17 protein-coding genes are annotated in these 17,496 nt (G+C 69.0%); 14 read left to right on the top strand and 3 right to left on the bottom strand.

Annotated features, from left to right (window positions below; genetic code table 11):
- Positions 1-2: 2 nt before the first annotated feature.
- On the top strand, positions 3-341 hold the full coding sequence (locus ACVCMI_RS01530; RefSeq protein WP_447097713.1) for a PRC-barrel domain-containing protein: 339 nt from the start codon (positions 3-5) through the stop codon (positions 339-341).
- Positions 342-464: 123 nt separating this feature from the next.
- Positions 465-641 (top strand): hypothetical protein, encoded by a 177-nt coding sequence (locus ACVCMI_RS01525; RefSeq protein WP_447097714.1) that lies wholly within the window; start codon positions 465-467, stop codon positions 639-641.
- Positions 642-710: 69 nt separating this feature from the next.
- On the opposite strand, the gene ACVCMI_RS01520 is transcribed toward ACVCMI_RS01525, so the two are convergent.
- Both ACVCMI_RS01520 and ACVCMI_RS01515 read right to left on the bottom strand, forming a co-directional pair.
- Positions 711-2,771, bottom strand: a complete 2,061-nt coding sequence (locus ACVCMI_RS01520; RefSeq protein ID WP_447097715.1) for a prolyl oligopeptidase family serine peptidase — start codon at positions 2,769-2,771, stop codon at positions 711-713.
- Positions 2,772-2,966: 195 nt separating this feature from the next.
- Positions 2,967-3,983, bottom strand: a complete 1,017-nt coding sequence (locus ACVCMI_RS01515; protein WP_395120742.1) for a class 1 fructose-bisphosphatase — start codon at positions 3,981-3,983, stop codon at positions 2,967-2,969.
- 244 nt (positions 3,984-4,227) lie between these two features.
- Here ACVCMI_RS01515 and ACVCMI_RS01510 point away from each other — a divergent pair, with 244 nt between their 5' ends.
- From ACVCMI_RS01510 to ACVCMI_RS01475, 8 genes are all read left to right on the top strand, one after another.
- Positions 4,228-4,836, top strand: coding sequence for a DJ-1/PfpI family protein (locus tag ACVCMI_RS01510; protein ID WP_447097716.1), 609 nt, complete (start codon positions 4,228-4,230; stop codon positions 4,834-4,836).
- Between the two features lie 10 nt (positions 4,837-4,846).
- Entirely contained in the window at positions 4,847-5,074 is a 228-nt protein-coding gene (locus tag ACVCMI_RS01505) for a hypothetical protein (protein ID WP_447097717.1), read from the top strand.
- A gap of 35 nt (positions 5,075-5,109) precedes the next feature.
- Complete coding sequence (locus ACVCMI_RS01500) at positions 5,110-5,739, top strand: glutathione S-transferase family protein (protein ID WP_447097718.1); 630 nt, start codon at positions 5,110-5,112, stop codon at positions 5,737-5,739.
- Positions 5,740-5,834: 95 nt separating this feature from the next.
- Entirely contained in the window at positions 5,835-6,539 is a 705-nt protein-coding gene (locus tag ACVCMI_RS01495) for a helix-turn-helix transcriptional regulator (RefSeq protein WP_395120738.1), read from the top strand.
- A gap of 108 nt (positions 6,540-6,647) precedes the next feature.
- On the top strand, positions 6,648-8,450 hold the full coding sequence (locus ACVCMI_RS01490) for a DUF885 domain-containing protein (RefSeq protein WP_447099505.1): 1,803 nt from the start codon (positions 6,648-6,650) through the stop codon (positions 8,448-8,450).
- A 79-nt stretch (positions 8,451-8,529) separates the two neighbouring features.
- A complete protein-coding gene (locus ACVCMI_RS01485) occupies positions 8,530-8,934 on the top strand; it encodes an MbcA/ParS/Xre antitoxin family protein (protein ID WP_447097719.1) in 405 nt (134 codons plus the stop codon).
- 146 nt (positions 8,935-9,080) lie between these two features.
- Complete coding sequence (locus ACVCMI_RS01480; RefSeq protein WP_447097720.1) at positions 9,081-9,815, top strand: RES family NAD+ phosphorylase; 735 nt, start codon at positions 9,081-9,083, stop codon at positions 9,813-9,815.
- Complete coding sequence (locus tag ACVCMI_RS01475) at positions 9,812-10,504, top strand: SGNH/GDSL hydrolase family protein (protein WP_447097721.1); 693 nt, start codon at positions 9,812-9,814, stop codon at positions 10,502-10,504. The genes ACVCMI_RS01480 and ACVCMI_RS01475 overlap by 4 nt, the downstream gene beginning before the upstream one ends.
- Before the next feature lie 153 nt (positions 10,505-10,657).
- On the opposite strand, the gene phhA is transcribed toward ACVCMI_RS01475, so the two are convergent.
- Complete coding sequence (gene phhA, locus ACVCMI_RS01470; protein ID WP_447097722.1) at positions 10,658-11,551, bottom strand: phenylalanine 4-monooxygenase; 894 nt, start codon at positions 11,549-11,551, stop codon at positions 10,658-10,660.
- A gap of 138 nt (positions 11,552-11,689) precedes the next feature.
- Here phhA and ACVCMI_RS01465 point away from each other — a divergent pair, with 138 nt between their 5' ends.
- The 4 genes from ACVCMI_RS01465 (at position 11,690) to ACVCMI_RS01450 (ending at position 17,447) form a co-directional block, all read left to right on the top strand.
- Positions 11,690-12,166 carry an Lrp/AsnC family transcriptional regulator gene (locus ACVCMI_RS01465; protein WP_136256685.1) on the top strand — a complete coding sequence of 159 codons (477 nt, stop codon included), beginning with the start codon at positions 11,690-11,692 and terminating at the stop codon, positions 12,164-12,166.
- Positions 12,167-12,233: 67 nt separating this feature from the next.
- Positions 12,234-13,034, top strand: coding sequence for a lysophospholipid acyltransferase family protein (locus ACVCMI_RS01460; RefSeq protein ID WP_447097723.1), 801 nt, complete (start codon positions 12,234-12,236; stop codon positions 13,032-13,034).
- The gene (locus ACVCMI_RS01455) at positions 13,031-14,050 is read left to right on the top strand and encodes a YheT family hydrolase (RefSeq protein WP_447097724.1); all 1,020 of its coding nucleotides are present in this window, start codon (positions 13,031-13,033) and stop codon (positions 14,048-14,050) included. Before ACVCMI_RS01460 ends, ACVCMI_RS01455 begins: the two co-directional genes overlap by 4 nt.
- Before the next feature lie 25 nt (positions 14,051-14,075).
- Complete coding sequence (locus ACVCMI_RS01450) at positions 14,076-17,447, top strand: GH92 family glycosyl hydrolase (protein ID WP_447099580.1); 3,372 nt, start codon at positions 14,076-14,078, stop codon at positions 17,445-17,447.
- The last annotated feature ends 49 nt before the right edge of the window (positions 17,448-17,496 follow it).

Raw genomic sequence — 17,496 nt, 5'->3', positions numbered from 1 at the left:
GCATGGCCACTTCACCCCGCTTTCTCTCCGCGTCCACCCTTTCCGGCGACGCCATCAAGAACCCTCAGGGTGACTCGCTGGGAGACCTCAAGGACATCATGATCGACACCACTTCCGGCAAGGTTGCCTATGCCGTGCTCTCCTTCGGCGGCATCCTTGGCATGGGTGACAAGCTGTTTGCGGTGCCGTGGGAAGCGTTGGCCGTCGACGCAGAGAACAAATGTCTTGTCCTCAATGTCGGCAAGGAGCGGCTCAAGGATGCACCGGGCTTCGACAAGGAACACTGGCCGAACTTCGCCGAGCCGGCATTTGCCGACGAGCTGCGCGGCTACTACCGCTGAGCAAGGAGCGCCGGGGGGATGGCTCGCCGCCGGCTCTTCACGCGCTTGTGAGGACGAATGGGCTGCACTGTGCGGAATGGTCACCACGTTGATCGGGTGCACCGTCTTGCACAGGAGTCATCAATGTCCTCATTCGCGCTTTACCTTATTGGCATGATCGTTGTCATTGGCGGACTTGCCTACATCGCTACGCTGGTGCACGTGCCTGTCGAGTGGATTGTTGGCGGTGCCGTGGTATTGCTCGGTGCCGGCATCCTCGGCGCGGTCACCAAAACCCGCCGCAGGGATCCACCGGAGTGACACCAGCGCATGGGGCCGGGAGGGGCCCATGCGCTGAAGGTCGGGCCGATGTCAGCCAGGGAGCATCGATCACGACTGGCCGGCCGGCAGGTACCTGTTGAACCATTCCAGCGCACGCTGCAGCACGTCGCGTTGGTGCGCCGGGTCGACGAAGTGATGGCCTTCATCGGGATACACCACCAGTGAGGTGGGCACGCCCTGGGCGCGCAGGGCGTGCCACATCTCGAACGATTGCGGCGCGGGGCACTCCGCGTCGCGGTCGCCGACCACGATCAGCATCGGCGTTTTCACCTGCTTGATGAAGTTGATCGGCGAGCTCTTGGCATAGACCGCCGGATCGTCGTAGACGGTGGCGCCGAAGAACGGCGGCATCCACTGGTCGATCAGGTTCTGGCCGTAATAGCTCTGCCAGTTCGAGATGCCGGCGCCCGCCACCACGGCGCGGAAGCGCTGGGTCTGGGTCGGCGCGAACATGCTCATGAAACCGCCGTAGCTCCAGCCGGTGAGGCCGAGCCGCTGGTCATCAACCGGTACGATTTTCTCCACTGCATCAACGCCGGCAAGGACGTCGCGCAGGTCGCCATGGCCGAAATCCTTGCGGTTGGCCTGCACGTATTTCTCGCCCTGGCCGAAGCTGCCGCGCGGATTCGGCTGGAACACGAAATAGCCCAGCGCAGACAGCGGCGCGGCGCCGTAGCCCACCCCCGGCCAGCGCGGGATCACCGCGCTCGACGGGCCGCCGTGCACCACCACCACCATCGGATAGGTTTTCTTCGGATCGTAGTGGGCCGGGTACAGCAGCCAGCCCTGCACGTGGAAGCCCTCGTTGTTCCACTCCACCGACTCGGCCTTGCCCCAGGCCGGCTTGAGCCCGGCGTTGAACGAGGTCACCGCCGGCGGCGCGGTGTTGCCCAGCGCGCCGGCGTGCACTTCGCTGGCGCTGGCGTACGAGCTCTGCAGGAAGGCGACGTGCCTGAGGTCGGCGGACAGCGACATCGCCATCGACGCGCTGCCATCGCCGATGCTGGCCGGCACGGTGAAGTGCACGCGCTGCTGCTGTGCACGCGTGGCGGACACCGTGTAATCGGCCAGCTGGCTCTGGCCGTTGCTGACCTGGCTGACCAGCATCGCGCGCGGCGACGTCCAGCGTAGCCAGCTCGGCGTGACCTTGATGCCGGGCGTGAGGTCGACCAGCGTGCCACCGGCGGCGGGCACCGCGTAGATGTCGCCGCCGGTGGCGCCCTGGTCGCTCATCAGGCCGCCGATGAAGGCGATCCGCGAGGCATCCGGCGACCAGCGCGGCAGCGCGATCTGCAGCCCGTGCAGCGAGCCGCTGGCGGTGTCGGCCGGATCGACCAGCACGGTGGCGGCGGCATCGACCTGTGCGGGCTGCACGTAGAGCCTGGCGATCCACCAGTTGTTGTCGCCCGGCGGCGGCGCGGCGGTATAGGCGATGCGCGAGCCGTCCGGCGACCAGTCGAACTCGTAGGCGTACATGCCGGCGGGCGTCAGCTCATGCAGCGCGCCGCTGGCGACGTCGAGGCTGGCCACGCGTTGCACCTCGATGCCGCTGACGCCGATCTCGCCGGCGGGCCGCTTGGCCGCGGCCACCGCGCTGGCGTGGCGGGTGGCGCCTGCGACATAGAGGAAGCCGAGCGACTTGCCGTCGTCGGTCCACTGCAGCGCGCGCACGTAGCCTTTCAGCGCGGCCAGCCGCGCCGGTGCGGTGCTGCCGCGGGTGTCGGCCAGGTAGATGTCGTTCTGCATCACCCGGGTGCTGGTGAGGTCGACGTTGCAGTTGGAGACGAAGGCGAGGTGGCGCGAGTCCGGCGCCCACGCGATGCCGGATTCGGCGCAGCTGCCCGGTGTGGCCGCCGCACTCACGCGGCGCGCATGGCTGCCGTCGGCGTTGGCCACCTCGATCGCCGGCTTGTCGTCGCGCCGGATCACCCAAGCGAGCTGCCGTCCGTCCGGCGAGATCGCGGTGGCCTGGATCGACTGCGCCTTGCCCAGTTCGGTCAGCACCTGCTCGATGCGCGGGTCCACCGTGGGCGCGTCGGCGAAGGCGTTGGGCGCCAGCGCCAGGCACAGCAGCGAAAGGGGAGCGATCAGGTGCGTGCGCTTGGGCATGAGAGGTTCCGGCCGGGGGAATCCGTCAAACCTACAACCCGCTGTGGCGTGCGCCAAGTAGGGAAGGCGCGCGCAGCGTGCCCCGTGCCGGGGCCGGATTGGCGCATCCCCCGGGGAGCGAGGCGCGGCTGGAGGAAGATCAGGGCGGGCCCCCACCAGCCCTCCCCGGCCTTGGCAGGGGAGGGAGCGAAGGCGTCAGGCCTGCGCGCCTTCGGCTTCCAGGTGGTAGCGCGTGGCCAGTTCGACTTCTTCCTTCGAACCCAGGAACACCGGCACGCGCTGGTGCAGGCCGGTCGGTTGCACCTCCATGATGCGCTGGCGGCCGGTGGTGGCTGCGCCGCCGGCCTGCTCGATGATGAAGGCCATCGGATTGGCCTCGTACATGATGCGCAGCTTGCCGCCCTGCTTCTCGATCTTCGCGTCCAGCGGGTAATAGAACACGCCGCCGCGGGTCACGATGCGGTGCACGTCGGCGACCATCGAGGCCACCCAGCGCATGTTGAAATCCTTGCCGCGCGGCCCGGTCTTGCCGGCCAGCAGTTCGCCGATATAACGCTGCATCGGCGGCTGCCAGTGGCGCTGGTTGGACATGTTGATGGCGAATTCGGTGGCCTGCCCGGGAATGCGGATATTCCGGCGGCTGAGGATGAAGCTGCCCACTTCGCGGTCCAGGGTGAACTCGTGGGTGCCGTGGCCGAAGGTCAGCACCAGCACGGTGGCCGGGCCGTACACCACGTAGCCGGCGGCGAGCTGGGTGGTGCCCGGCTGCAGGAAGTGTTCGGCCTTCGGTTCGGTGACGCCGTCCGGGCAGCGCAGCACCGAGAAGATCGTGCCGACGGAAATGTTGACGTCGATGTTGGAGCTGCCGTCCAGCGGGTCGAACAGCAGCAGGTGCTGGCCCTTGGGATAGCCGTCCGGAATCTGCTGCGGGTCTTCCATCTCCTCCGAGGCGCAGGCGGCCAGGTGGCCGCCCCAGGCGTTCGCCTCCAGCAGGATCTCGTTGGAGATCACGTCCAGCTTCTTCTGCGCCTCGCCCTGGATGTTGCCGGTGCCGGCCTCGCCCAGCACGCCGCCCAGCGCGCCCTTGCTGGTCGCCACCGCGATGCGCTTGCAGGCGCGCGCGACCACCTCGATCAGCAGCGAAAGTTCGGCGTTGATGTGGCCGGCGCGGCGTTCCTCGATCAGGAACTGGATCAGCGAGACGGGTTTCATGTCGGGTCCATGGCGTGGGAGACGCTTATTGTCGCATTTGTGAGGAGCTGGGAATCGGGAATAGGGAATAGGGAATAGGAAGAGCTGGACTCGCCAAGCTCGAAGCTTCCTGCTCCTCAGCTGCTGCGGGCGATGTTTTTCCGATTCCCTATTCCCTATTCCCTATTCCCTATTCCCGGCCTGCTGACAACACGTTGGCAGCAGGGGGTCGCCAAGCTGTACCTCCAAGACGGAGGGATACGACATGCGCGACACGGTCTATTTCGTGGTGTTCGACGGTTTTGCCGACTGGCAGGCGGCGCTGGCACTGTGCGAGATCCGTCGCCCCGGCGACTGGGAGGTGCGCACCGTGGGTTTCTCGCGGGCCATGGTGACCTCGATGGGCGGCCTGGCGGTGAAGCCCGACCTCGCCCTGGAAGAGGTCGAGCTGGCGCGGGCGGCGTTGCTGATCGTGCCCGGCGGCCATTTGTGGCTGCGCGACGAAGGGCATGCGGCGGTGGAGCTGATCGGCCGCGTGCATGCCGCCGGCGCGCCGGTGGCCGGCATCGACAGCGGCGTGCTGGCGCTGGCCCGCAGCGGATTGCTCGACCAGCGCCGGCACACCGGCAACTGGGCCGGCCAGCTGGCCGCGCAGGTGCCGGGCTATCGCGGCACGGAGCAGTTCGACGCCGAGGTGCTGGCGGTCAGCGACGACGGCGTGATCAGCGCCAGCCACCTGGGCTGCATCGAGTTCGCCCGCGAGGTGATCCACACGCTGGACCTGTACAGCGCCACCGACCGCGCCGACTGGTATCGCCTGTTCAAGCACGCGCAACTTCCGCCCTGGTGCGTCGGCGAAGCGGTGGCGGCCTGAGGAGGGCGACATGAGCACGATCCTGCAACGCATCGAGAGGGCGTATCGCCCGCTGTATCTGCATGGCTTGCTGCTGGATGGCCAGTACCGGTTGCCGAAGGCCGATCCGCCGCCGATCGCCGGTACGGCCCCACGCACCCGGCGTGCCCTGCTGGCCACGTTGTTCCAGCTTGTTCTCCGCCCGCTTGGTTCGGGCGGCCGCCGCGGTGGCCGGATGTCCGCGGGACAGCATCGCTGAGCCGCACCATCATCCCCTGGCAAGGAGTCCATTCCATGGATCACCCACGCGTCACCTTCTTCCACGCGCCGCAGAGCCGCTCCGGCGGCACCCGCGCCCTGCTCGAGGAGCTCGGCGCCGACTACGACCTGCGCGCGCTCAACCTGAAAACCGGTGACACGCGCAAGCCGGAGTACCTGGCGATCAACCCGATGGGCAAGGTGCCGGCGATCCGCCACGGCGAGGCGCTGGTCACCGAGCAGCCGGCGGTGTTCCTGTACCTGGCCGATCTCTACCCCGAAGCCGGGCTGGCGCCGCCGCTCGGCGACCCGCTGCGCGGGCCGTATCTGCGCTGGCTGGTCTATTACGGCTCGTGCTTCGAGCCGGCGGTGATCGACAAGTCGATGCAGCGCGAACCCGCCGCGCCCTCCACCTGTCCCTACGGCGATTACGACACCATGCTGAAGACGCTGACCGACCAGCTCGAACGCGGCCCGTACCTGCTGGGCGACACCTTCAGCGCCGCCGATGTGCTGTGGGGCACGGCGCTGAACTGGACGGTGACGTTCAAGCTGGTGCCCGAGCTGCCGGTGATCCGCGCCTACATCGACCGCGTGCTGGCGCGCCCGGCGATGCAGCGTGCCGCCGCCGCCGATGCCGCGCTGGTGGCGGCGCAGTCGGCGTGATCCGCCGGGACGGCCGCGATGGCACCGCGCTCGCGCCGCCGCGACCGTGACCTCCGACGCTGGCCGGCGCGCGCCGGCTCGGTAATCATGTACGCATGCGCCGTGCCGATCGCCTGTTCCTCATCATCCATGCGCTGCGCGGTCGGCGCACCGCGCTGCAGGCCCGCGCGCTGGCGCAGACCCTGGGCGTGTCGCTGCGCACGGTGTACCGCGACGTCGCCGACCTGCAGCTGTCCGGCGTGCCGATCGAGGGCGAGGCCGGCGTCGGCTACGTGCTGCGCAAGGGTTCGGACATCCCGCCGCTGATGTTCAACGCCGACGAGCTCGAGGCCCTGGTAGTCGGTTCGCGCTTCGTGCAGGCCTTCGCCGGCGTGCGCCTGGCCGAGAGCGCGCGGGCGGCGCTGCTGAAGATCGAGGCGGTACTGCCGCCGGACCTGCGCGAGCGCGCCGGCAGCACGCGCATCTTCGCCCCGGTCTGGCGCGACCAGCATCGCGAGGATTTCGCCGCGCTGATCGACCAGCTGCACGCGGCGATCGTCGGCAACCAGGTGCTGCGGCTGGACTATCGCGACGAGGCCGGCCAGTCCAGCGTGCGCGAGGTCGAGCCGCTGTGCCTGTCGTTCTGGGGCGGCAAGTGGACGCTGGGCGCGTGGTGCCGGCTGCGCGGGGATTTCCGCAATTTCCGTCCTGACCGCATCGGCACCGGCACGCCCACCGGCGAGGTGTTCGCCGACGTCGCCGAGCGCGGCCTGGCCGCCTACCTGCGCGCGGTGGGCGTGGATCAGCTCGCGCTGCGCTGAACGCGTTCGCCGTGTTCAAGCTGCGGTCGGCGCGTTAGGCTTGACGGGTTCGCCGGATCGCGCCGCGCTCCGCCTGCCGATTGCCCGCCAAGGAGCCCCGTGTTGAAGATGACCTCCAGGATCACCCGCCTCGCCGCACTGGCACTGGTGTTCGGCGCGTGCGCCATGGCGTCGGCGACGGCGGCGCCGGCCGCCGCCACGGGCAGCGCGGATGCGCAGTTCAAGCGCATCTACACCACCGAATGGGCGTGGCGCAGCGGCCACCCCGGCAATGCGGACGCCGGCGACAGCGGCCGGCTCGATGACGTCGGCGCGGCCAGCCAGCAGCGGCGGCTGGAATACTGGCAGCGCGTGATGACGCAGCTCGACGCGATCGACGTGGCGCAGCTGTCGCCGGGCAATCGGGTCAACTTCGAGGTCTACCACGTGCAGATCGGCAACCTGCTGGCCGACCAGAAGTTCAAGGCCTGGCAGATGCCGTTCAACAGCGACTCCGCGTTCTGGTCGGACATCGGCTACGAGCTCGGCGGCGACCGCCTGCGCAGTGTCGACGACTACCGCAAGTACCTCGACCGGCTGGACCAGATCCCGGCCTATTTCGACCAGCAGATCGCCAACATGCGCCTCGGCCTGAAACGCGGCTTCAGCGTGCCGCGCGAAGTGCTCAAGGGCCGCGACGTCTCCATCGCGGCGGTGGCGGATCTGAAAGACCCCACGCAGAGCAGCTTCTACAAGCCGTTCAAGCAGCTGCCCGCCACGATCCCCGCCGACCAGGCGCAGGCGCTGCAGGGCCAGGCGCTGCAGCACATCCGCGACGACGTGATCCCGGCCTATGCCAAGCTGCTGAAGTTCTTCCGCGACGAGTACGTGCCGCAGGCGCGCACCACGCTGGCAGCCGAGGCGCTGCCCGACGGCAAGGCGTTCTACCGCCAGCAGATCCGCGAGTACACCACGCTCGACCTCAGCCCCGACGCGATCCACAAGATCGGCCTGGAGCAGGTGGCGAAGATCCACGCGCAGATGCTGGAGGTGATGAAGGACACCGGCTTCAAGGGTGATTTCCCCGCGTTCCTGGCCTTCCTGCGCAGCGATCCGCGGTTCTACGCCAAGACCCCGCAGGAGCTGCTCGACAAGAGCGCGTGGGTGGCCAAGGAAGTGGACGGCCAGATGGCCAAGTTCTTCGGCCATCTGCCGCGTTCGCGCTTCGCCATCGTGCCGGTGCCGGCCGACATCGCGCCGTACTACACCTCCGGCCGCGGCGGCGCCGACGCCTACCTGGTCAACACCTACGATCTGCCCTCGCGGCCGCTGTACAACATGCCGGCGCTGACCCTGCACGAGTCGTATCCGGGCCACGCGCTGCAACTGGAACTGGCCGAGGAGCGGCATGACCAGCCGGCATTCCGCCGCAATGGCTACATTTCCGCCTATGGCGAGGGCTGGGGCCTGTATTCGGAATACCTCGGCAACGAGATGGGCATCTACAAGACGCCCTACGAGAAGTTCGGCTTCCTCACCTACCAGATGTGGCGCGCGTGCCGGCTGGTGGTCGATACCGGCATCCACCACCTGGGCTGGACGCGGCAGCAGGCGATCGACTACCTGACCGGCAATACCGCGCTGTCCGACCGCGAGATCGCCAACGAGGTCGACCGCTACATCAGCTGGCCCGGCCAGGCGCTGTCCTACGAGCTCGGCTACCTGAAGATCCGCGAGCTGCGCGAAAAGGCGGAACAGGCGCTGGGCGCAAAGTTCGACCTCCGCCACTTCCACGATACCGTGCTGTCCACCGGCTCGGTGCCGCTACCGGTGCTGGAGAAGCGCATCGACCACTTCATTGCCGACGGCGGCCCGGAACCGGATTTCGGCTGCGACTGCGCCAAGGCGAAGGGCACCGGCGACGGCGCCTGAACGCAACCCGGGCGGACTGGACAGGAAACTTCACGGATGTAGTAATATCGAGGCGTACTTCACAGGGAGAGTCACCGCCATGACCGCCCGCCTCGCCGAAGCCTCGCCGCGTTACGCGCCGCCCGCCGATACCCTGGGACCACCCGCCTTGCGCGGCTTCTTCCGCCTCGCCGAGGCATGGCAGCTGCGCACGGCCGAGCAGCGCCGCCTGCTCGGCGACCCGCCCGAATCCACCTTCTACAAGTGGAAGCGCGAGCAGGGCGGCAGCCCGGGCCGCGACACGCTCGAACGCATCAGCTACCTGCTCGGCATCTGGAAGTCGCTGCAGATCCTGTTTCCCGACCCGGCCCAGGCCGACGCCTGGCTGCACAAGCCGAACGCGGCCCCGCTGTTCGGCGGCCACTCCGCGCTCGAACGCATGCTGTCGGGCAACGTCGCCGACCTGTATGTGGTGCGCCAGTACCTGGACGCGCAGCGCGGCTGATCGCAGCCCGCGATACATCCATCCGCGACGCTGCGATACCCCCGCAGGAGCGCACTTGTGCGCGATGCTCTTCGCGTTGGGCCTGAAACAAAAGCATCGCGCACAAGTGCGCTCCTGCGGGGTTGATGCCTGTCCACGGAAAACCGATGCCGCCCTCGTTGCCACCCGTCAAACGCATCCGCTGGAGCCACGCCTTCCGCATCGTGCCCAGCCGCTTTCCGCCGGTCGGCGTGTACGACCGCATCGCCGCCCCGGCCGACATCGACGCGCTGTTCGCGGTCGAGGCGCTGACCAATCCGCGCCTGCGCGAGGAAGCCGATGCGCTGAAGCTGGTGCCGAAGGAGCACCGCATCAGCGGCCCCGGCTCCACGCCGGTGATGGCCGCGTTCACCCATCTCAACCCGGAGGGCAGCCGTTTCTCCGACGGCACGTGGGGCGTGTTCTACGCCGCGCACAGCGTGGCTACCGCGGTGGAGGAAACCGTGTACCACCGCGAGCGCTTCCTCGCCGCCACCGCCGAGCCGCCGTGCAGCATCCAGATGCGCTGCTACCGCACCAGCGTGGACAGCCGCCTGCACGACATCCGCGGCGGCTGGAAGGCCGAGCACGATCCGGATGCCTATGTGGCCAGCGTCAAGCTGGCGCGCACGCTGCGCGACGACGGCTCCAACGGCATCGTCTACGACAGCGCCCGCCACCCGGGCGGCGAATGCCTGGCCGCGTTCCAGCCCGACGTGGTCGCGCCCTGCGTGCAGTCGCAGCACCTGGTCTATCGCTGGGACGGCTCGCGCATCGCGCAGGTGCTGGAAGTCTCGGAGCTGAGCCGGCCGCAGGCGGTCGGCACGGCAAGGTCGAACCCCGCTGACGGCAGTGCACCGTGAACAGGATCGCCGCGATACTGCTGCTGTGCCTGTGCGCCGTGCCCGCGCTGGCGCGCGACAACCACGCCAACGATCACGCGCAGTGGCAGGCGGACATCGCCGCGTTCCAGGCCGCGGACCGGGCCGCGCCGCCGCCGCGCGGCGCGGTGCTGTTCATCGGCAGCTCGTCGATCCGCTTGTGGAAGACGCTGGCGGCGGACTTCCCCGGCGTGGCGACGATCAACCGCGGCTTCGGCGGTTCGCAGATCGACGACGCCACCTTCTTCGCCGACCGCCTCGTGGCGCCGTACCACCCGCGCGCGATCGTGATGTATGCCGGTGACAACGACCTGGCAGATGGCGACAGCCCGGCCCACGTGCGCGACGACTTCGCCGCCTTCGTGCGCCGCGTCCGCTCATTCGACCCCGGCGTGCCGATCGCCTTCATCGCGATCAAGCCCAGCATGGCGCGCCGCGAGCTTCTGCCGCAGATCCGCGCGGCTAACGCGCTGGTGCGCGAGTACGCGGTGGCGCAGCGGGGCGTGGCCTATGTCGACGTGTTCACGCCGATGCTGGGCGAGGATGGCCAGCCGCAGCCGCAGTGGTTCGGGCCGGACGGCCTGCACATGAACCGGCGCGGCTACGCGCTGTGGATCGAGCGGCTCAAGCCGTGGGTGGAGGCGCACGGCAAACCCGCCGCGCACGATTGACCCGCGACGGCCCGTCATCCCGGCGAAAGCCGGAGTCCAGTGCCTTGCGGATCGGCCATCAAGGCGCTGGATTGACCAGTCCTTCGGACTGTTGAAAAGCGCCTCTGCTTTCGCAGGAACGACGGAGGCCTGTCGAGACTTCTTGTTGGGAGCTCAGGTGTCCGCGTTGGTCGCCCAGCCGACCCGGTCGCCGCGGGTGAACACGCGGTCCGTGTCCAGCACGTCGCCGGCGGCGTGCGCCGGCTGGTCGTGCAGCCGGGCGTAGATCGGCGTGAAGTCCGGCCGGGTCGCCTCGAACAGCTGCGCGAAGTCGTCGATCACGAAGTAGGTCTGCTGGTAGGTGTCGATGCGGTAGCGCGTGCTCATCACGCGCTCCAGGCCGAAGCCGATGCGGTTGGGCGAGGGCGAATCGAGGCAGTAGATCGACTCGCCCTTGGAGCTGACGATGCCGGCGCCGTAGATGCGCATGCCCTCGGGCGTGTTCATCAGGCCGAACTCCACCGTGTACCAGTACAGCCGGGTGAGGTTCATCAGCGCCTCGGGGCCGATCGCGAACGCCTTCATGCCGCCGCGGCCGTAGGCCTGCATGTAGTCGGCGAACACCGGGTTGAGCAGCAGCGGCACGTGGCCGAACAGGTCGTGGAACAGGTCCGGTTCGCTCAGGTAGTCGAGCTGGTCGGGCTTCCTGATCCACCAGCTGACCGGGAAGCGCCGGTTGGCCAGGTGGTCGAAGAACACCTCGTCCGGCAGCAGGCCTTCCACCGCCACCACCTGCCAGCCGGTGGCGGCGCCAAGCACCACGTTGAGCTCGCTGAACTTCGGGATGCCGCCGTCGCCGAGGCCGAAGCGCTCCACGCCCTCCATGAATTCGCGACAGGCGCGCCCGGGCAGCAGCTCGCGCTGTCGCTTGAACAAGGTGTCCCACACGTCATGGTCGGTCTTGCTGTAACTCGTCCACGGCTGCTCGACCACGCCGGTGGCGTAAACCGGCACGTAGCCGCGGTCGGTCTGCTGGTGTTCGATCTTGCGCGGTGCGGGGGCTTCCATGGCGGGTCTCCGGAGACAGCGGGTTCGAACCGCCAGCTTAGGCCGAATGGCGGGCACGAAGCTTGTTTTGTTGCCGGATGCAGCGCCATGGTTGCACTATTCTTGCTCGGATCACGCCAAACGTCGGAGAATCTTGCCATGGCCACGCTGGACCGCACCGACCTGCGCATCCTCGCCGTGCTGCAGGGCGAGGGCCGCATCAGCAATGCCGAGCTGGCCGAGCGGGTCAACCTGTCGCCATCGGCCTGCCTGCGCCGGCTGCAGCGGCTGGAATCGGCGCAGATCATCACCGGCTACGCCGCCCAGGTCGATCCGCAGGCGGTGGGCCTGGGGCTGCAGGCGTTCGTGCGGGTGCAACTGGCCAAGCACGAACACGCCGCGGTGGAGCGTTTCGTGGAACGGGTCAACGGCTGGCACGAGGTCGTCGCCTGCCATGCGCTCACCGGCGACATGGACTACCTGCTGCACGTCTACGTCGCCGACCTCAAGGACTTCTCGCGCTTCCTGCTCGATCACCTGCTCAACGCCAGCGGGGTGGCCGACGTGAACTCCAGCTTCGTGCTGCGCACCGTGAAGCGTTCGCCCTCGCTGCCGCTGCAGCACCTGCAGCGATGACGACCGCGGCGAAAACGTCCGGCGCCGGTCTCCCCTGGCCGGCGACTAACGCTAAACTGACCCGTTGATGAGCCTCGACACCGCCACTCCCGCCGAACGCGACCTGCTGCGCCCGCTGCGCTACCTGTGGCGGGTGCCGCTGCTGCTGCTGCACGCCGTGCTGGCGATCCTGCTGGCCGGCCTGGTGATGAGCTGGAACCGCGATCGCGTGATGCGCGACGGTCGCGAGCCGTTCCCGCACCGGCTGGTGCGCTGGTGGTCGATCGGCTTGATGCGCATCTTCGGCCTGCGCGCGGTACGCGTGGGCCGGCCGTTGCCGGACCCGGTGCTGTTCGTGGCCAACCACACCTCGTGGATCGACATCGAGCTGCTGCACAGCCAGCGCGCAGCCTGCTTCGTGGCCAAGGCGGAGATCGCCGGCTGGCCGCTGGTCGGCTGGCTGGCCGCCAACGGCGGCACCATCTTCCACCGCCGCGGCAGCAACCATTCGCTGGCCGCGGTGATGGCGGTGATGGTCGAGCGCCTGCGTGCGGGGCGTTCGGTGGCGGTGTTCCCTGAAGGCGGTAGCGGCTACAACGGCGTGCTCAAGGTATTCCACGCGCGCATCTTCCAAGCCGCGCTGGAAGCCGAAGTGCCGGTGCAGCCGGTGGCGCTGCGCTTCGCCCGCGACGGCCGCCGCGTGATCGACGCCGGCTTCCGCGAGCACGAGAGCTTCCTGGCCAACTTCCTGCGCCTGCTGGGCGAGCCGCCGATGGATGCCGAGGTGCATTTCCTGGGCACCGTGCCGGCCAGCGCGGAGGGCCGCCGGCGCATGGCCGAGCAATCGCGCGAACGCATCGCCGCCGCACTGGCGGACCGCTCTGCATGACGCTGCCCCGGGGCAAGGATTTCCGCCCGCCCTGGCCCCTGCGCAGCGGCCATGTCCAGACCATGCTGTCTTCCAGCGGCGTGCGCCGCCTGCTGCTGCCGCGTGCGGCGAAGACCGTGCTGCAGGGCGCCGAGCCGGTGGTGCTCGACGGCGGCGGCGGCGTGCGCCTGAGCGGCGCCTACACCGCGCAGAAGACCCGTCCGCAGTCGCGCGGCCTGGCCGTGCTGTTCCACGGCTGGGAAGGCAGCGTCGATTCCACTTATGTGCTGCAGACCGGCAGTCGCCTGCTCGCCGACGGCTGGGACATCTTCCGGCTCAACTTCCGCGACCACGGCGACAGCCACGGCCTCAACGAGGCGCTGTTCCACTCCTGCCGGCTTGACGAAGTGGTGCATGCGCTGGGCGAGATCGCCACGCGCTGGGGCGCGCGGCCGATGGCGGTGGCCGGCTTCTCGCTGGGCGGCAACTTCGCCCTGCGCGCGGCGATGCAGACTTCGCGCGTGGGTATTCCGCTCAGTTACGCGCTGGCGGTGTGCCCGATCATCGATCCGGCGGTGGGCCTGTTTTCGCTGGAGGAAACGGCGCCGTGGTTCTATCAGGCGTACTTCATGCGCAAGTGGCGGCACTCGCTGCTGCTCAAGCAGAAGGCGTTTCCGCAGCATCAGTATTTCGAGATGTCGGAGTTGAAGAAGCACCTGCGCGGGCTCACCGAGGCGCTGGTGCTGCGGCATACGGACTTCAAGTCGCTGCAGCAATATCTGGACGGCTATTCGGTGGCCGGCGACGCGATGCTGGCGATGCAGGTCCCGGCCACCATCCTCACCGCGAAAGACGATCCGGTGATCCCGGTCGACAGCTTCGAGCAGCTGCGCCTGCCGCCCAACGTCGAGCTGGATATCGCCGACTTCGGCGGCCACTGTGGCTTCATCCGCGGCGGCGACATGGTCAGCTACACCGACGACTACATCGCGGCGCGCTTCAACGCACTGGCCGACGGCACGTCGCCGATCGGCTGAGAACCTGGCGGCGCAAGGGGGCGACATGCGGCGAGCACGCGACACGATCCGCCGGCACGCGATGCGCGGCGTGCGCCTCGCCCTGTGGCTGGCCGTCCTGCCGGGCGGGCTGGCGCCGGCGGCGACGCCCGCGGCCACGACCTTCCTGCGCTCGTTCGAACCGGCCGAACCGGCCCCGCTGGCGGGCGCGCCCGACCCGCGCTTCAACGTCGCCGTCGCCGGTGGTCCCGGTCAGGCGGCGGCACTCACCGCCAAGCCGGGCGTCGGCTTCAGCGGCCTGCATTCGCTGCGCTACCGCGGCGAGGCGGGCGGACAACAGCAGGTCGCGCTGTACGCGGTGAACCTGCCGGTACATGCGGACACGCAGCTGTCCTACCTGCTGTTTCCCGTGTCCAACGCGGGCGACCTGCGCAACCCGGCCAATTACGTGGCGGTGGACCTGCTGTTCGACGACGGCAGTCGGCTGTCCAGCCGCGGCGCACGTGACCAGCACCGCCTCGGCGCGTCGGCGCGTGCGCAGGGCGAGGGCCGCGTGCTGTACCCGGATCAGTGGAACTACCTGGCGGTCGACGTCGGCGCGGTGGCCGCCGGTCGCACGATCAAGCGCATCGTGCTGGCGCATGACGGTCCGGCCGCCAGCTTCGAGGGCTATCTGGATGATCTGCGTATCGGCCCCGCACCGACCGACACGCGCCGGCGCCCGAGCGACTTCGTCGACACCCGCCGCGGCACGAATTCCAACGGCCGCTTCTCGCGCGGCAACAACTTCCCCGCGGTGGCCGTGCCGCACGGTTTCAATTTCTGGACGCCGGTGACCGACGCCGGTTCGAACTGGATGTACCAGTACCAGCAGCGCAACGGCGCCGACAACCGCCCGCGGCTGGAGGCGTTCGCGCTGTCGCACGAGCCGAGCCCGTGGATGGGCGACCGGCAGACCTTCCAGCTGATGCCGGCGGCGGTCGCCCGCGGCGCGCCCAGCGCGAACCGCGCGACGCGCGCGTTGAGCTTCAGCCACGCGAACGAGACCGCGCACGCGCATGCCTACCGCGTCGCCTTCGACGACGGCATCGTCACCGAGATCGCGCCGACCGACCACGCCGCGATGTTCCGCTTCACCTTCACCGGGGACCGCTCGCAGCTGGTGTTCGACAACCGCGACGACCACGGCGGCATCGTGCTCGACCCGGCGGCACGCAGCTTCATTGGCTGGTCCGACGTGAAGAGCCGGTTGTCCGCCGGCGCCACCCGGCTGTTCTTCTACGGCACGGTCGACCAACCGGTCAGCGAGAGCGGGCGGCTCACCGGCGAGGGCCGCGACCACGTCGCCGCGTGGTTCGGCTTCGACACCTCGAAGACGAAAGTGGTGAACCTGCGCATCGCCACCTCGCTGATCGGCGTGGCGCAGGCGCGGCACAACCTGGCACTGGAGATCGCGCCGGGCGACAGTTTCGACGACGTGCGCGAGCGGGCGCAGCGGCAATGGGACCAGCAGCTCGGCACCATCAAGGTGAACGGCGCCAGCGCCGACGAGCTGACCACGCTGTACTCCAACCTCTACCGCCTGTTCCTGTACCCGAACGAGGCGTACGAGAACACCGGCAGCGCCGCGCAACCGCACTGGCAATACGCCAGCCCGTTCTCCGCGCCGACCGGCAAGGACACGCCGACGCGAACCGGCGCGCGCATCGTCGACGGCAAGCCGTACGTCAACAACGGCTTCTGGGACACTTATCGCACCGCGTGGCCGGCCTACGTGCTGCTCGCGCCGACGAAGGCCGGCGAGATGATCGACGGCTTCGTGCAACAGTACCGCGACGGCGGCTGGATCGCGCGCTGGTCGTCGCCCGGCTACGCCGACCTGATGGTCGGCACCAGCGCCGACGTCGCGTTTGCCGACGCCTGGCTGAAGGGCGTGCGCCACTTCGACGTGCGCGCGTTCTACCAGTCCGCGCTGAAGGACGCGACCGTGGTCAGCCCGCTCGCGGGCACCGGCCGCAAGGGGCTGCAGCGCTCGATCTTCAACGGCTACACCGACACCGCCGTCGACGAAGGGCTGTCCTGGTCGATGGACGGCTACATCAACGACTTCGCGATCGGCAATCTCGCCGCCGCGCTGGCGGCCGCGCCGGCTGCGGACGACCCCTACGCCGCGCACTACGCCGACGACGCGGCGTACTTCCACCAGCGTGCGCTGGGCTACGTCAACCTGTTCGATCCCGCCGTCGGCTTCTTCGTCGGCCGCGACGCGAAGGGCAAGTGGCGCGACGACGCGAAGCATTTCGACCCGCTGCGCTGGGGCGGCGACTACACCGAGACCAACGCCTGGAACATGGCCTTCCACGCACCCCAGGACGGCGCCGGCCTCGCCTCGCTGTATGGCGGTCGCGCCGGACTCGCGGCGAAACTCGACGCGTTCTTCGCCACCCCGGGCGAGTTCCGCGTCGGCAGCTACGGCGAGCCGATCCACGAGATGCTGGAGGCGCGCGACGTGCGCATGGGCCAGTACGGCCACAGCAACCAGCCCTCGCACCACATCATCTACATGTACGACGTTGCCGGCCAGCCGTGGAAGACGCAGGACAAGGTGCGCGACGTGCTCAGCCGTCTCTACGTCGGCAGCGAGATCGGCCAGGGCTATCCCGGCGACGAGGACAACGGCGAGATGTCCGCGTGGTACCTGTTCAGCGCCGCCGGCTTCTATCCGCTGCGCATGGGCACGCCGGCATACGTGATCGGCGCGCCGTACTTCCCGCACATGGACATTGCGCTGGATAACGGCACGCACATCGTGATCGATGCGCCGGCGGTGAGCGACACCAACCGCTACGTGCAGGGCCTGCGCGTCAACGGCCAGCCATGGAACAAGCTGACCCTGCCGCACGCGCTGCTGGCGCAGGGCGCCACGCTCGAATTCCTCATGGGGCCGACGCCCTCACGCTGGGCCAGCGACGAGGCCGCACTGCCGCCGTCACTGACCCCCCACGGCCGGCCGCAGCCGTTGCGCGATCCCGGTGCCGCCACCAGCAGCACGCCGACCATCGCCGGCCTGCCCGCGTTGTTCGACAACGACTCCGCCAGCGAAGCCGTGTTGCCCGCAACGTCGACCACGATCGCCTGGCACTATGCCGCGCCGCGCCGGGTCGCCCTGCTCACCCTGACCTCGGCGGCCAGGGCCGCCGCGCCGTCGGGCTGGCAGCTGCAGGCTTCCGTCGACGGCCACCACTGGCGCACGCTGGATACCCGCCAACAGCAACGCTTCGCCTGGCCGCGGCAGACCCGGGCGTTCGCCGTGCCGGCGCCGGGCGAGTACGCGCACTACCGGCTGCACTTCGACGCGGCACCGGACGCATCGCCCCGCGCCCTCGCCGAAATCGAACTGCTCGGACCCACCCCGTAGGCGGGGCGCTGCCTGCCGGCCGTTGCCTTCCGCGTTCGTGACGAAAGGC

This window comes from Rhodanobacter sp. UC4448_H15, from assembly GCF_052978265.1.
The sequence above is the reverse complement of the archived record's forward strand: the minus strand, read 5'-3'. Positions and strand labels throughout refer to the sequence as shown.